A 15,076-nucleotide genomic window follows, 5' to 3' on the forward strand; every position below is an offset into this window, starting at 1 on the left:
AGGGGAGAACGTGAATGGATAAAGCACAGATGAGGGAACGAATCGCACGGCGCGCCGAGAAAGAGATCCATGACGGTGACTATGTCAACCTGGGTATCGGAATGCCGACGCTCGTGGCGAACTACATTTCCGACCACAAAACGGTCATCCTCCAGTCGGAGAACGGGCTGCTCGGAATCGGGCCTTACCCGGAAAAAGACAAAGTCGACCCGGACTTGATCAACGCCGGCAAGGAGACCGTGACGGCGATCAATGGAGCGGCTTATTTCGACAGCGCGGAGTCGTTCGCGATGATCCGTGGAGGGCACGTCGACGTCGCCATCCTCGGCGGAATGGAAGTTTCGGAAAATGGGGACCTGGCAAACTGGATGATCCCCGGCAAGATGATCAAGGGTATGGGCGGTGCGATGGACCTGGTTCACGGCGCCAAGAAGATCATCGTCATCATGGAGCACGCCGCAAAGGACGGCTCCGCGAAGATCAAGAAAGAATGCTCGCTTCCGCTGACCGGCAAAGGGGTTGTCGATATGATCATCACCGAAAGGTGCGTGATCGAGGTGACACCGGATGGCCTGAAACTCAAGGAAGTGTTCGAAGGCTTCTCGGTTGATGATATCCTCGCCTCCACCGAAGCCGAACTCGACGTAAGCGGAGTAAACCAAAACGCATAAAAAAGGAGCCGGAAAAGGAGACTTTTCCGGCTTTTGTTTACAGAGGGGGAGGAAAACACATGCATGTCATCAAGTTGCTGGAAGAAATGCAGCAGGCTGTCGGTCAGGTGCTGTTCGAGAAGGAGCGGGAAACTGAACTGATGCTGACCGCGCTTGTGGCCGGGGGGCATGTGTTGCTGGAAGATGTTCCGGGCACCGGGAAGACTTTGCTGGCCAAGACAATCGCCGCTGTCATTGATGCTGAATTCAGCCGGATCCAGTTCACGCCGGATGTCCTGCCGGGGGATGTCACCGGCATCCGGTTCTTTAACATGAAAACCCAGGAGTTTGAGTACCGGGAAGGACCCGTCATGACCAATATCCTTCTTGCCGACGAGATTAACCGGGCGACGCCCCGGACCCAGTCAAGCCTTCTCGAGGCCATGGAGGAAGGACAGTCAACTGTCGATGGGGAAACCCACCGGCTGCCGGAACTTTTTTTCGTGATCGCCACGCAGAATCCAATCGAGTCCGCACAGGGCACATTTGAGCTCCCGGAAGCGCAGATGGACCGGTTCCTCATGAGAATCCGTCCGGGTTATCCGTCCGAGGAGGGGGAGCGGGCGATGATCCGCACTTATCTGCATGGCAGGCCGACTGCTGCGGAGAGGGCCGCGACGGTGGAGCAGGTTCTGGAAGTCCGGAAACAGGCTCTCGGGGTGGCGGTCAATGAAGCGGTGGAAAGCTATCTGCTCGCCGTGGTCCGAGCGACAAGGGAGCATCCGGATATCGAGACGGGAGCGAGCCCTAGGGGGACGATGGCTCTCATGAGGGCGGTGCAGGCCCGGGCTTATCTGAGGGGAAGGGCCTTCGCCGTTCCGGAAGACGTGAGGGCGCTTGCAGAACCGGTTCTTGCCCACAGGCTAGTGCTATCCGTAGAGGCGTCCATGAGAAAAACGGCTGTTGAGGTCATGAACGAATTGCTGGCGTCCATCGAGGTTCCGGTCGAAGAGGTGCCGTCATAATGAGAGCCGGTGCATCGATTGGGAAAACGGTGCCCGTCATTGAGATTTCGGCCCTGAAGCCCGTTGTGCCGCCATTCGGGAGGAGAGCCGGATGAGACCGGACTTTCATCAGGAGCTGCTTACGAAAAAAGGGAGTCTTGCCTATGCATCGCTGTCATTGGTCCTCGGGTTGCTGGCTGTTTTCGGGAAAAATGTGCCACTCGGCATCCTTGCCATCCTGATGCTTGTGCTGTACGGGCTGAATATCTTCTATGTGCGGAACGCGGCAGCCGGAATCCGGCTCAGGGACGATCGCGAGATCCTGCGGCTCTTTCCGGGGGAAACAGGCGAACTGACGTTTACCTTCATGAATGAAGGAAAGCTCCCCGTCTGGAACGCCGACTGGGAAGTCTCGATGTCGGACCAAGACGGCGCAGCCGACATGCAGGCAGGCAAATGGGCCGGGACCGTGTTTCCCTCATTTTTCCTTCAGGGAAAAGGCAGTGTCAGAGTCCCTGTCCGCTTTGCAGCAAAAAAAAGAGGCCATGCCAGATCCGCGGCCCTCACCATTCACATTGGCGATCTTCTGGGGCTTTTCCAGGTCCGCCTCACCTATCTCGGTTACCTGCAGAAGGGGATCATTGTCTACCCCGAACCATCCGCGTTCCCATTGCCGGCACGGCTAACCGGGCAGGCATCCGGTGTGACTCCGGCAGCTGTATCGCTGTTTGATGAACGGACAAAGCCGCGCGGTTCACGTGAGTATGCAGCCGGGGATCCTTTTGCTTCGATCGCGTGGAAAGAGACAGCAAGAACAGGGGAACTCAGGACGAAGGAATTTGACCGGGTGGTTCTCCAAAGATGGATTCTGGCCGCAGATCTCAGGGGGAGGCGCCCCGGCGCGGCAAATCCTATTTTGGCAGAGCAGGTTTTTGGCCAGATCGCCTATGCCGCAATGGAAGCAGAAAAGCGGGGGATCGAATTCGAGGTCCGGCTGAACTTGCAGAGTGCCTTGAGGGATGGACACCTCCATATCCCGGCTGACCATGGACGCGCCCATCTGTCCGCTGTACTGAACCGGCTTGCAAGGCTTCCGGCGGGCGCACCAGTCCGGTCACCCGCGGGCATGTACCGGTCAATTGCGGAAAATGCCGTGCGCGGGCATCTCCTGTTTCATTTCGGAAAGCAGGACACTGAGTTTGCCGGGCTGGCAGCCCTGCTCAGGAAAAGAGGCGTTACCGTCATACCGGTTGCCGCGGACAAGAAGGAGGAGGCCGGATGAGGGACCGGAAAATGGAAGCCGTCAAACTGGCGACCCTGCTTCTTGAAGTGAGCGTGATCTATGTGCTGGCGGCACCGCCATACCTGATGGAAGGGGTCCTGCCGCCGGTACTGCCTCATCTGCTGGCGGTACTGGCAGGAACTGCGGCTGCCCGCCTGTTGTCAGGCAATGCGGGTATGGCCGTGACTTCCCTTCTGGCTTTGTTTGCGGCCTGGGCTACGGGACTTCCGTTCATCCATACGGCGGTACTTGCCGCATGGATCGGATGGCGGATGAAATCATTTGCGGAGCGGGAGCCGGCAGGGACAGAATGGCTGGCCGTTTTCATCTCCATTGCTTATAGCCTGTGCGCATTTATGATGATGCTTCCGGGTGAAGCGGGACAGGTGATCTACCTGCTCATTGTCTGCCAGCTGGTGTTCGCAGTCCTGCTGCGCAATGCGCGGATGCTTTACCGGCAGCCGGCCAGAAGCAAAGCACAGGACCTCGCTTTCCTAAGGCTGGCTGGCGGCCTGCTCGGCATTACCGCATTGCTGGTATTTGGAAAGCCGGTTGTTGCGTGGGCGGGCGGATTTGCGGGCATGTCTTTCGGGGCAGCGTTTTACACATTGATTACCCGGCTCACTGCGCCTGCCTGGGTGCCGCTGGAAATGTTTTTCGGAAGAGTTTTTCGAAGTGGGGATACCGATGCCATTAAAAGCGAAGAAGTTTCCGGGGAAGAGATGCCAGTCATGGAAGTTGCGGAAGGAATCCAATGGGGGCCAGCAGCCATGGGCGCCGTCCTGCTTTTGCTCGGAGGCGCCGTACTGATCAGTATTTTTCGGAGCCGTTACAAAAAGGGGCAGGACCAGCTTTTTGTAAGAACTGTCGGGGAAGCGGAGGAAATCCGCCCGGATAAAACGCCGCCGACGGGCAGGGATCAGTCCTTGGGCTTTCTCCGTCATCAGGTCAGGCGGGAGGTGTACCGTTTTGGGCGCAGGATGCGGCGTGCGGGATTTGGCAGGAGTCCGGAAGAAACGTTCCGGGAATGGCTTGAAAGGCTGGGACTGGAACCGGAAAAGCGGAACCGGCTGAACCGTCTTTATACAAGGGTCCGCTATGCAGAAGAAGAAGTCAGTATGGATGAAGCGGAATGGTTTCGCCGCACAATCCGCTCCATCCGCCCGCCGTCGGGAGAATAGGCTATGCCTGATATTCAAAATAATAAACGCCCCGCATCAGCGAGGCATTCATTATTCAAGGGAGAGGAACCGTTTTCTCATCTTTTCCGGCTTTTAGCCCTGCAAGGAACAGCAGGACGATGACCAGCAAAAAGAGCCCCAGTGATGCAGTCCATTTTCCGGACAGGTCGTGGAATGCACCAAACAAAACGGGACCGGCTGCTGCCAGCAGATAACCGATCGACTGTGCCATCCCGGAAAGGGAAGCTGCCTCGGACGGCGTATTCGTCCGGAGCGTGAAAAACATCATTGCAAGGCCGAACGAGGCACCGCCGGAGATTCCCATCAGGATCATCCAGAGCGGGGCAGCTGCCATGTTCCCGGAGAACAGTCCTCCGTAGCCGACCAGGTAAATGACCGTGATCAGGGTGACAAGAAGCCGCTGGTCCCTGATCCGCCCCGCGATGATCGGGATCATGAACGTGAACGGGATCTGCGAGAACTGGACCAGGGAGAACATCCATCCCGCCCGTTCGGCATCCATCCCACGGTCCATCAGCACTTCCGGCACCCATGCGGCAGTGGTAAAGAACATGACGGATTGAAGCCCCATATAAAAGGTGACGCCCCATGCAAGAGGAGACTTCCACAGCGGCCGCGGGGCGGGCCCCTTGGCAGGACCCGACACATCAAGCACCGGCTGCTTGGCCACTTGCGGCAGCCAGACGATCGCGGCGATGACCGCCAGCATGGCCCATACACCCAGCGACATCCTCCAGCCAAAAGAAGTGGCCGAGGCAAGCGGTGCACTGACGCCTGCGGCCAGTCCTGCAAAGAGATTCATCGATACGGTGTAGACCCCGGTCATCAGGCCGACCTGCATCGGAAAGTTCATCTTGACGAAGCCGGGCAGCAGGACATTGCCGAATGCAATGGCCACGCCGAGAAGGAAAGTCCCTGCAATCAGCAGCCCGATCCCGCCCGAAGAGCGGATGACGATGCCGATGGCCAAAAGGAGCAGGGCGATGAAGAGGCTCCGGGCCATGCCGATCCGATCCGCAATTTTCGGGACCGCCGGTGAGACGGCAGCAAACGCAAGGAGCGGGATTGTGGTCAGGAATCCGGCAACCGTCCCTGAAATCGAAAGGTCCTGCATAATGTTCGAAATGACCGGACCGACCGAAGTCAGCGGGGAGCGTAGGCTGAAGGCGATAAACACCACACCAGCGAGCAGGAGCAGCGTCGCAGGTTTGAGATCCAACTTTTTCGAGCGGTATGTCGGGGTGTTTCCGTTCACACAAAGCGCCTCCAGACTTATAAAAGCGAAGATTATGGCAAAACCGTCCATTGTCCATTATCGTACCACCGGGTATCGGGATAGTAAACGGTTCCAGGCACTTGCGGCAAAGCCCGGCTTTCGGGTACAATGATGGCAATAACTAAGGGCGTCGAAGGGGAATAGTAGGCGGCCCGATCCTTCCAGAGAGCCGGCGGTCGCTGCGAGCCGGCAGGATCGGGCTGCCGAACTCACCCCCGAGTCTGCATCACCGGCACGCAGTTGCCGGGCGGTGCCGTTTTCCGCGTTAAGGATGAGCTGGACGGCTTGCCGTCAATGTGGGTGGCACCGCGGGAGAATCGACTCTCGTCCCTGACTTTTTGGGGACGGGAGTCTTTTCATTTCAGGAGGGAGACAAAAGGCATGAGTTATAACCATCGAGAGATTGACAGCAAGTGGAGGAAGTACTGGGAAGAAAATAAGACGTTCAAAACGGTCGACGAACCGGATAAGCCGAAATTCTATGCGCTGGATATGTTCCCGTATCCATCGGGCGCAGGCCTTCACGTCGGGCACCCGCTCGGCTACATTGCGACCGATATCCTGAGCGGGTTCAAGCGGATGCAGGGATACAATGTGCTCCACCCGATGGGCTGGGATGCATTCGGCCTTCCGGCAGAACAGTATGCGCTCGACACAGGGAATGACCCTGCGGAATTCACTGCGCGAAACATCGCGACGTTCAAGCGCCAGATGCAGGAACTCGGTTTCTCGTATGACTGGGACCGGGAAATCAATACGACAGACCCGGAATACTACAAGTGGACACAATGGATCTTTATCCAGCTTTATAAAAAAGGCCTGGCTTATGTTGATGAAGTCCCGGTCAACTGGTGCCCGGCACTCGGCACGGTCCTTGCGAACGAGGAAGTCATCGACGGGGTTTCGGAGCGCGGCGGCCACCCGGTTGAACGCCGTCCGATGCGCCAGTGGGTGCTGAAGATTACCGAATACGCAGACCGCCTCCTGGAAGACCTCGACGACCTCGACTGGCCGGACAGCCTGAAGGAAATGCAGCGGAACTGGATCGGCCGTTCTGAAGGCGCGCAGGTCACGTTCCAGATTGATGGAACCGATCTGTCGTTTGAGGCCTTCACGACCCGCCCTGATACACTTTTTGGTGCGACCTATGCCGTTCTTGCCCCTGAGCATAAACTCGTGGACCAGATCACGACGGATGAGCAGCGGGCGGCGGTCGATGGCTACCTCGACAAAGTGAAGACGAAGAGCGACCTCGAGCGTACGGATCTGGCAAAAGAAAAGACCGGCGTCTTCACAGGTGCCTATGCCATCAACCCGGTCAGCGGCGAGAAGATGCCGATCTGGGTTGCGGACTATGTCCTTGCTTCGTACGGTACAGGTGCCATTATGGCCGTTCCGGCGCATGACGAGCGTGACTATGAATTTGCAAAAGAATTCGGCCTCCCGATCATTGAAGTGGTGGCAGGCGGCAATATCGAGGAGGAAGCCTATACCGGTGACGGGGAGCACGTGAACTCCGGCTTCCTGAACGGACTCGGCAAGGAAGAGGGCATTACAAAGGCGATCGAATGGCTCGAGGAAAACGGCAAGGGCGAGAAGAAAATCACGTACCGCCTGCGCGACTGGCTGTTCTCCCGCCAGCGCTACTGGGGCGAGCCGATCCCGGTCATCCATTGGGAAGACGGTTCGATGACTACCGTACCGGAAGAAGAGCTTCCGCTCATGCTGCCGAAAACGGACAACATCCGCCCGAGCGGCACCGGTGAATCTCCGCTTGCCAACATCGAGGAATGGGTGAATGTCGTGGATCCGAAGACCGGCATGAAAGGCCGCCGCGAGACGAACACGATGCCGCAGTGGGCCGGCAGCTGCTGGTACTATATCCGCTACATCGATCCGCATAACTCTGAGCAGCTCGTCGATCCTGAGCTGGCCGAGCGCTGGCTGCCGGTCGACATCTACGTCGGCGGCGCGGAGCATGCCGTGCTCCATCTGTTGTATGCCCGGTTCTGGCATAAGGTGCTTTATGACATCGGTGTCGTCAAGACGAAGGAGCCGTTCCAGAAGCTCTTTAACCAGGGCATGATTCTCGGCGAAGGCAACGAGAAAATGTCCAAGTCGAAAGGCAATGTCGTCAACCCGGATGATATCGTCGAAAGCCACGGCGCGGATGCGCTCCGTCTCTATGAAATGTTCATGGGGCCGCTGGATGCGTCGAAGGCATGGTCGACAAACGGCCTGGACGGCTCCCGCAAATTCCTCGACCGGGTATGGCGCCTGTTTACGGAAGCGGACGGCACGCTCTCGTCGAAGATCACCGAAGAAAACGACGGCACACTCGACAAGGTCTACAACCAGACCGTCAAGAAAGTGACCGAGGACCTGGAGAACATGCACAACAACACCGCGATTTCGCAGATGATGGTATTCATCAACGAAGCCTACAAGACCGACAAGCTTCCGGAGGCGTACGCGGAAGGCTTCGTCAAGCTGCTGTCGCCGATTTGCCCGTTCATCACGGAAGAGCTGTGGCGCATCCTGGGCCACAATGACTCGATCAAGTATGAGTCCTGGCCGGCTTATGATGAGTCGAAGCTCGTCGATGACGAAGTGGAAATCGCCGTCCAGATCAACGGCAAGGTCCGCTCGAAAGTCGTCGTTCCGGCTGATGTCACGAAGGAAGACCTCGAAGCGGCAGCTCTTGCGGAACCGCGCGTCAGGGAGCTCACGGAAGGCAAGGACATCAAGAAAGTCATTGCCATCCCGGGCCGCCTTGTGAACATTGTTGCGAAATAAATTGAACATTAGAAAGACCCGGAGCGGGAAGGCTCCGGGTTTTTTGTTGGCCTCCTAATGGGGGAAGCGCTCATAGAACGGGCAGAAGCGCTCATAGAACGGCGACGAGCGCTCATAGAATGCTGACGAGCGCTCATAGAATGCTGATGAGCGCTCATAGAGTCCCTGCATTCCCATTGCCACCAACTCCAAAGCCGCCCGTTGAACCTCAGCGGGCGGTTTAATGATTTTATTCTTCTTTTCCGGTAGCCAGTTTGCCCGCGTTCATCCCGGCAATGCGGCCGGTGACGAGCGCCGAGGTGATGTTGTAGCCGCCGGTGTATCCGTGGATGTCGAGCACTTCGCCGCAGAAGAAGAGGCCTTCCTTTTTCTTTGAGGCCATCGTTTTCGGCCCGATTTCCTTGACCGAGACGCCGCCCCCTGTGACGAACGCTTTCTCGATCGGCTGTGTCCCGTTTACGGTCATCTCGAAGGAATGGAAGGATTGTGCAAGCTTTCTCAGCTTGTCATGCGCAACTTGGCCGGCTGGGGCAGCCGGATCGATATCGGCGCGGTCCATAAGGAACAGCAGCCATCGTTCCGGGACAAGGCCTTTCCAAAGGTTCTTCGCTGCTTTCTTCGGCTCTTCCTTGCCCGTACGGACAAGCTGCTGGAACGTTTCTTCCGCGTTTTGGTCAGGCAGCGCATCGATCCGCATCGTGACCGGATTGCCGCCGTTTTTCTTCCTTTCCTTCACGACGAACTGGCTGCACCGCAGGATGGCGGGACCGCTCAGGCCGAAGTGGGTGAACAGCATGTCCATCCGGTGGGTGACGAGTGTCTTGCCTTTTTTGTTCAGGACGGAAACGGCTGTGTCGCGAAGGGCCAGCCCCTGGAGTTCCCTTGAGCGGATAAACGGCTCATCGGAGAGTAGGGGGACTTCTGTCGGGTACAGTTCCGTCACGGTGTGGCCCGCGCGCTCGGCCCATGGATAGCCGTCTCCGGTCGATCCGGTCTGCGGGACGGCTTTGCCGCCGGTCGCGACGATGACCGCTTTGGACCGGATTTCCTCGCCGTCTTCCAGCCGGACGCCGAGGATCTGCTCACCGTCCATCAGGAGCTTGGCGACGCGTGCACCGAACCTGACTTTCACGCCGAGCCGGGCCAACTCTCCGGTCAGGGCATTGACGACGTCCATCGCCTGATCCGATACAGGGAACATCCGGCCGTGGTCCTCTTCCTTAAGGGGCACACCGAGGCCTTCGAAAAAGCGGATGATGTCCCGGTTGTCGAATACTGAAAACGGGCTGTAGAGGAACCGTCCGTTGCCGGGAATATGCCGGATGATCTCGTCGTATTCGAGGTTGTTTGTGACATTGCAGCGGCCGCCGCCGCTGATGGCAAGCTTTTTGCCCAGCTTGTTTCCTTTTTCGATCAGCAGCACGCCGGCGCCTTCTGCACCGGCTGCCGCGGCGGCCATCAGGCCGGACGGCCCGCCGCCGATTACGATGACATCTTGCATATGAAAATGCTCCTTTCGGATGCTCCGTTCATTTTACCTTTATAAGGTTTTCTATACCCGCTATGGCCTTGGGCCCGGCCACCATTATACACCGTTTTCCTGAAAAGAATTTGAGATATTGGGCGGGGCGGAGTAAACTGGACTTTAGCTTATAAGAATGGAAGGGTCACATGTCATCGAATCTAGTCAAAGGGACGGCGATTTTGTCGATCGGCCTGTTCCTGTCCAAGGCACTCGGTCTTTTGTATGTCATTCCGCTTTACGCGATGGTCGGGGAGGAGAACCTTGGCCTCTACCAGTATGCCTATATTCCTTATAACATCATGCTTTCATTTGCGATTTCGGGCATGCCGATCGCCGTTTCAAGATATGTATCAAAATACAATGCGCTCGGGGATTATCAGGCAGGCAGGAAATTGCTCAAATCCAGCCAGTGGATCATGATCGGCTCCGGGATTGTTTCGTTCCTCGTGCTGTTTTTCCTGGCGGAGCCCATCGCGCAGATTGTCCGGGCCGATGATGAACAGGTGTTCACCGTCGATGAAATCGCGGGCGTCATCCGCCTCGTCAGCTTTGCGCTGATCGTGGTGCCGTTCATGAGCCTGACGCGCGGTTTCTTCCAGGGTTACCAGCAGTTCACACCGACTGCGGTTTCCCAGCTGATCGAGCAGATCGTACGGATCCTGTTTGTCCTGGCCGGCGTGTATATTGTCCTCAACTTCACGGAAGGCTCTGAGAAGACAGCAATCTCGTTCGCGGTATTTGCAGCGTTTGTCGGGGCTGTCGCAGGCCTTGCCGTCCTCTATTACTATTGGAGACGGGAAAAGCCTCAGATGGACAGCCTGCTTGCCGAAAGCACCGGCAATGCGGACGTCCGGCTTAAAGATATGTACCGGGAACTGATCGTCTATATCTTCCCGGTCGTCCTGGTCGGCCTGGCGAATCCGCTGTTCCAATTTGTCGACATGCTCACATTCAACCGGGCAATGGCATCAATCGGCCTTGCATCCGTTTCCGACGGACAGCTCGGGATGCTGAACTTCTCCACGCACAAGATCGTCATGATTCCGGTCATGGTGGGGACGGCGTTTTCCATGGCGATCATCCCGATCGTGACCGGCTACTATACAAAAGGCGACCGGCTCGGCATGACCCGCTCGCTTGACCAGGTGTTCCAGATCATCGCGTTCCTGACGCTGCCGATGATCACGGGACTGATGATCCTCTCGGACGAACTTTATCATCTGCTGTTCGAACAGAGCCAAGTGGGGGCGGACATCCTGAGAACGTACGCGCCGGCTTCGCTGCTGTTCGCGCTTTACTCGGTATCGGGTTCGATCCTGCAGGCGATCGACCGCCATAAATGGATCATCCTGAACCTGATGATCGGGCTGCTTCTCAAGCTTGCCCTGAACATGCCGCTGATCCGGCTGTTCGAGGCGGAAGGGGCGATCTATGCCACGATGATCGGCTACGGGGCGGCCGTGGCGATGAATATCGGCGTGGCCATCCATACGCTCCGTTACCGGTCCCGCATGGTCATCCGCAGGCTGTTCCTGATCGTGCTGTTCAATGCAGTCATGGGCCTCGCCGCATGGGCGGTGCTGCGCGGACTCTACCTGTTCGGTGAAGCAGACGGAAAAGGCGATGCCTTCCTCTATACGCTGATTACGGCGATTGCAGGTGCACTCGTTTATGCCGGACTTGCTTTCCGCTCGGGCCTGGCGCAGAAATTGTTTGGTGACAGGCTGAAGCGCATTACGAAAAAGTTTGGAATGTGAGGTGCCGGTGATGAGGCTGGATAAATTGCTCGCCAATTCAGGATACGGCTCAAGAAAAGAAGTTAAAGCCCTTCTCAAGCAGGGGGCAGTGTCGGTGGAAGGCGTGCCGGTGAAGGACCCTGCACTTCACGTCGACCCGGAAAGCCGGGAGGTTACGGTGTTCGGCGATCCGGTTGACTACAGGGAATTCATCTATCTGATGATGAACAAGCCACCGGGCGTCATCTCGGCGACGGAAGACACACGGGACCGGACAGTCGTTGATCTTTTGCCATATGAATACCGCCGCTTCAAGCCGTTTCCGGTCGGCCGGCTTGACAAGGATACCGAAGGGCTCCTGCTGATCACCAATGACGGGAAGCTCTCCCATGAGCTGCTGTCGCCCAAAAAGCATGTCGGCAAAACGTATTATGCAGTGATCGACGGGGAAGTGACAGATGCTGACGGCGAGGCGTTCCGGGCGGGGGTGACGCTGGATGACGGCTATGTCACGAAGCCGGCCGAACTGAACATTCTTCGCAGCGGCCCGGAGTCTGAAATCGAACTGACCATCACCGAGGGGAAATTCCACCAGGTAAAACGGATGTTCGAAGCGAGGGACAAGCGCGTCACCTACCTGAAGCGCCTGACGATGGGGCCATTGGAACTGGACCCTGACCTCGCGAACGGTGAATGGCGTGAACTCTCGGAAGAAGAACTCAGCGAACTGAAAAACAGATGAGTTTGTTTGCGCAACAGAAAAGGACGGTTCCCGAATCTTGTTCGGGGACCGTCCTTTTCGGTATGTGTACACTCTTATGAAGACAGCTTCACTCTTTTGTTCGTCGTTGTCCATTTGCCCCGGCTTGGACTGCTCACCAGGCCGTTGAAAGAAAGCACGCTCAAATCTCGTTGCACCGTGCGCGGAGTGATGCCGAATGCGTCGACCAGATCCTCGGTCGAAACGGTGCCCTGATCACGGATGTACAGGTACACATCCTTAATGCGGGTTAGCATCCGGTCGGTAGTCGGTTTCAAATCGTAACCACTCCTTCATCATATTCTCCATGTCAAGACCAGCGGACGACCTAAAGCTTCGAGCTCTGCTCGATACTTTTCGGCTGAGGGCGTACACATCCTTTTATCATTTTGAGCTTTACCGGCTCGCTATAATTATACAATAATAGTTTGACTATTCCAATGCATCTAACATTTTTTACATTTTCTTTACAGCTGTGTAACAATGTACGGCCTGCTTTCAATTTTCTGCCGAGTGTGTAGAATGGCAGTAAGAAAAGGGAGGCATGAGCCGATGGATTGGAAACAGAGTGCAGAACAGGCTGAAAGCAAGTTGATATCGGATTTGAAGGCGCTCATCTCCATAGAAAGTGTGCTGGATGAGTCGGCTGCAACCGGAGAAGCGCCGTTTGGCCCCGGCCCCAAACAGGCATTGGACTGGCTTCTCGACCGCGGCAGGGAAGCGGGCATGACGGTCAAAGAGGTCGGAGGGGCAGCCGGCCATATCGAAATCGGGGAAGGGGAAGGTCTCCTCGGCATCCTCTGCCATGTGGACGTGGTGCCTGCCGGAGACGGCTGGGAAACGCCGCCTTTCGAAGGGCATGAGCGGAACGGGAAGGTGTACGGAAGAGGGGCCATCGATGATAAAGGCCCGACGATCGCGGCGTTCCATGCAATGAAGATGGTCAAGGAGTCCGGGATCCCTCTCAATGAAAGAGTCCGGCTGATTGTCGGGGCTGATGAGGAAAGCGGTTTCCGCTGCATGAAACGCTACTTTGAAACGGAAGAAATGCCGGAGATCGGCTTTGCTCCGGATGCCGACTTCCCGATCATCCATGCGGAAAAAGGGATTGCCGATTTGGTCTTTTCCCAGTTGCCCGGAGAGGACGCAGGACCGCTCCGGTCTTTCCCATTCCGGGGACAGGACGAACATGGTCCCGGACATGGCGAGGGCAGAGGTGTCGCTTTCTGAACCCGGGGCCGGGTTCGGGGAGGCGTTCCGGGCGTTTCTTGAAAATGCCGGTGTCTCCGGAGAGCTCGGCATTCACGGCGACTCTTGTATCCTTACGCTGAACGGGAAAGCCGCCCATGCCATGGAGCCGGAGGACGGAGTCAATGCCGGCGTCCTGCTTGCACAGTTTCTCGACCCTTATATGGAGGGGGCCTCCGCCCGCTTCACTTCTTTTGTCATACAGGCATTTGGTGATGGTTCCAGGGGACATGCGCTCGGAGTTGATTTTTCCGATGAAATTTCCGGAGAGACCACACTCAATGCAGGCATTCTGGCGTATAATGGGTCAAAGGGTGGCGAGGTCTCCGTCAGCATGCGCTATTCTGTCACCTATCCGATAGAGCAAAAGCTGGCCGCATGCCGTGAAGCCCTTGAAGGATCCGGCTTCACGCTTGATATCGCTTCCGATTCTCCGCCCCATCATGTAGATGCCGACGACCCGCTGATCCGCACGCTCCGTGATGTATACGAACGGCAGACCGGTGAACCGGCGGAACTGCTCGCAATCGGCGGCGGAACTTATGCCCGCACGCTCGGGAAAGGTGTCGCCTTCGGCATGCTCTTTCCGGGAAGGCCGGATGTCGCCCATCAGGCGGACGAGTATGTGGATATCGAAGATCTCGTGAAGGCGGCCGCAATTTATGCGGATGCCATCGCATCCCTTGCAGGTGAACAGCCAACGGACAGTAACAACTAATTCGTATGAAAGAAGGATTAAAAAATATGTCCATGTATCTGATGAATGACCGCTTTGTGAAAGACGATGAAGTGACCATTTCGATTGAGGACCGCGGCTATTATTTCGGGGACGGCGTCTATGAAGTAATCCGCGTTTACGGCGGTGCCATGTTTACCGCAGAAGAGCATATCGGGCGGCTGTATGAATCGGCGGAGAAAATCCGGATGGAGCTTCCATACGGTGAGGAAGAGATGATCGCGAAACTGGCTCGGCTGGTCGCGGATAATGGTGTGAAGGAAGGCCATGTGTACGTCCAGGCCACGCGCGGCGCTGCGCCGCGTGTCCATCAGTTTCCGGGCGAAGGCATCACTCCTGTCATCACGGCCTATACCAAATCCTATCCGGATCACGCACCTGCGGCAGAGCCTGCCAAGCTGAAATCGGCGGCAGATATCCGCTGGCTGCGCTGCGATATCAAGAGCCTGAACCTTCTGGCCAATGTCATGGCAAAGCAGGAAGCGTTCGAAGCGGGATGCACCGAAGCCCTGCTTCACAGGGACGGCACGGTCACGGAAGGCTCATCTTCAAATATGTTTGGCGTAAAGGATGGCGTCATCCACACCCATCCGGTGTCCAACTTCATCTTGAACGGCATCACACGTCGCGTCATCATGCAATGCTGTGAAGAGCTCGGACAGCCTGTCAAGGAGGAACCGATGGCACTTGAAGATGTGTATGAAATGGATGAATTCTTCCTGTCCTCAACGACGAACGGCATCCTGCCGGTAAGCGAGATTGACGGCCGGAAGATCGGTGACGGACATCCGGGGCCGGTCACCGAACGGCTCATGGCAGCATTCGAATCGAAGCTTCCGGAACCGATCGCAACTCGCTGAC

14 protein-coding genes and 1 other annotated feature are annotated in these 15,076 nt (G+C 56.9%); of the genes, 10 read left to right on the top strand and 4 right to left on the bottom strand.

All coding sequences use genetic code 11. The features are described 5' to 3' along the window. Positions 1-14: 14 nt before the first annotated feature. The 4 genes from C772_RS11550 (at position 15) to C772_RS11565 (ending at position 4,117) form a co-directional block, all read left to right on the top strand. Positions 15-671: a CoA transferase subunit B gene (locus C772_RS11550; protein WP_008300152.1), complete on the top strand. Its 657-nt coding sequence runs from the start codon at positions 15-17 to the stop codon at positions 669-671. A gap of 59 nt (positions 672-730) precedes the next feature. Then, positions 731-1,675: an AAA family ATPase gene (locus tag C772_RS11555; RefSeq protein WP_008300153.1), complete on the top strand. Its 945-nt coding sequence runs from the start codon at positions 731-733 to the stop codon at positions 1,673-1,675. Positions 1,676-1,766: 91 nt separating this feature from the next. Then, positions 1,767-2,936, top strand: coding sequence for a DUF58 domain-containing protein (locus C772_RS11560; RefSeq protein WP_008300154.1), 1,170 nt, complete (start codon positions 1,767-1,769; stop codon positions 2,934-2,936). After that, the gene (locus tag C772_RS11565) at positions 2,933-4,117 is read left to right on the top strand and encodes a DUF4129 domain-containing protein (RefSeq protein WP_008300155.1); all 1,185 of its coding nucleotides are present in this window, start codon (positions 2,933-2,935) and stop codon (positions 4,115-4,117) included. The genes C772_RS11560 and C772_RS11565 overlap by 4 nt, the downstream gene beginning before the upstream one ends. A gap of 55 nt (positions 4,118-4,172) precedes the next feature. Here C772_RS11565 and C772_RS11570 read toward each other — a convergent pair whose 3' ends face one another. Further along, on the bottom strand, positions 4,173-5,393 hold the full coding sequence (locus tag C772_RS11570; protein WP_008300156.1) for a CynX/NimT family MFS transporter: 1,221 nt from the start codon (positions 5,391-5,393) through the stop codon (positions 4,173-4,175). Positions 5,394-5,535: 142 nt separating this feature from the next. Next, positions 5,536-5,749: a binding site (T-box leader), on the top strand. A gap of 46 nt (positions 5,750-5,795) precedes the next feature. Between C772_RS11570 and leuS the strand changes: the two genes are divergently transcribed. Then, positions 5,796-8,210: a leucine--tRNA ligase gene (gene leuS, locus C772_RS11575; protein WP_008300157.1), complete on the top strand. Its 2,415-nt coding sequence runs from the start codon at positions 5,796-5,798 to the stop codon at positions 8,208-8,210. A 54-nt stretch (positions 8,211-8,264) separates the two neighbouring features. On the opposite strand, the gene C772_RS16940 is transcribed toward leuS, so the two are convergent. Together C772_RS16940 and C772_RS11580 are read right to left on the bottom strand one after the other, a co-directional pair. Then, a complete protein-coding gene (locus tag C772_RS16940) occupies positions 8,265-8,387 on the bottom strand; it encodes a hypothetical protein (protein ID WP_268743609.1) in 123 nt (40 codons plus the stop codon). A gap of 52 nt (positions 8,388-8,439) precedes the next feature. Further along, positions 8,440-9,711: a BaiN/RdsA family NAD(P)/FAD-dependent oxidoreductase gene (locus tag C772_RS11580; RefSeq protein WP_008300158.1), complete on the bottom strand. Its 1,272-nt coding sequence runs from the start codon at positions 9,709-9,711 to the stop codon at positions 8,440-8,442. 170 nt (positions 9,712-9,881) lie between these two features. Here C772_RS11580 and C772_RS11585 point away from each other — a divergent pair, with 170 nt between their 5' ends. Beyond that, positions 9,882-11,492, top strand: coding sequence for a putative polysaccharide biosynthesis protein (locus C772_RS11585; protein ID WP_008300159.1), 1,611 nt, complete (start codon positions 9,882-9,884; stop codon positions 11,490-11,492). A 10-nt stretch (positions 11,493-11,502) separates the two neighbouring features. Then, complete coding sequence (locus C772_RS11590; protein WP_008300160.1) at positions 11,503-12,213, top strand: pseudouridine synthase; 711 nt, start codon at positions 11,503-11,505, stop codon at positions 12,211-12,213. A gap of 74 nt (positions 12,214-12,287) precedes the next feature. Here C772_RS11590 and C772_RS11595 read toward each other — a convergent pair whose 3' ends face one another. Continuing rightward, the gene (locus C772_RS11595; protein WP_008300161.1) at positions 12,288-12,509 is read right to left on the bottom strand and encodes a DeoR family transcriptional regulator; all 222 of its coding nucleotides are present in this window, start codon (positions 12,507-12,509) and stop codon (positions 12,288-12,290) included. A gap of 274 nt (positions 12,510-12,783) precedes the next feature. Between C772_RS11595 and C772_RS16975 the strand changes: the two genes are divergently transcribed. The 3 genes from C772_RS16975 to dat are packed head-to-tail and all read left to right on the top strand — an operon-like array spanning position 12,784 to position 15,075. Then, positions 12,784-13,461, top strand: coding sequence for a Sapep family Mn(2+)-dependent dipeptidase (locus tag C772_RS16975; RefSeq protein ID WP_008300163.1), 678 nt, complete (start codon positions 12,784-12,786; stop codon positions 13,459-13,461). Then, positions 13,421-14,197, top strand: a complete 777-nt coding sequence (locus C772_RS16980) for a M20/M25/M40 family metallo-hydrolase (RefSeq protein ID WP_008300165.1) — start codon at positions 13,421-13,423, stop codon at positions 14,195-14,197. Before C772_RS16975 ends, C772_RS16980 begins: the two co-directional genes overlap by 41 nt. A 26-nt stretch (positions 14,198-14,223) precedes the next feature. Continuing rightward, positions 14,224-15,075, top strand: coding sequence for a D-amino-acid transaminase (gene dat, locus C772_RS11605; protein WP_008300168.1), 852 nt, complete (start codon positions 14,224-14,226; stop codon positions 15,073-15,075). Position 15,076 lies beyond the last annotated feature (1 nt).

It is taken from the genome of Bhargavaea cecembensis DSE10, from assembly GCF_000348905.1.
Taxonomy (GTDB): domain Bacteria; phylum Bacillota; class Bacilli; order Bacillales_A; family Planococcaceae; genus Bhargavaea; species Bhargavaea cecembensis.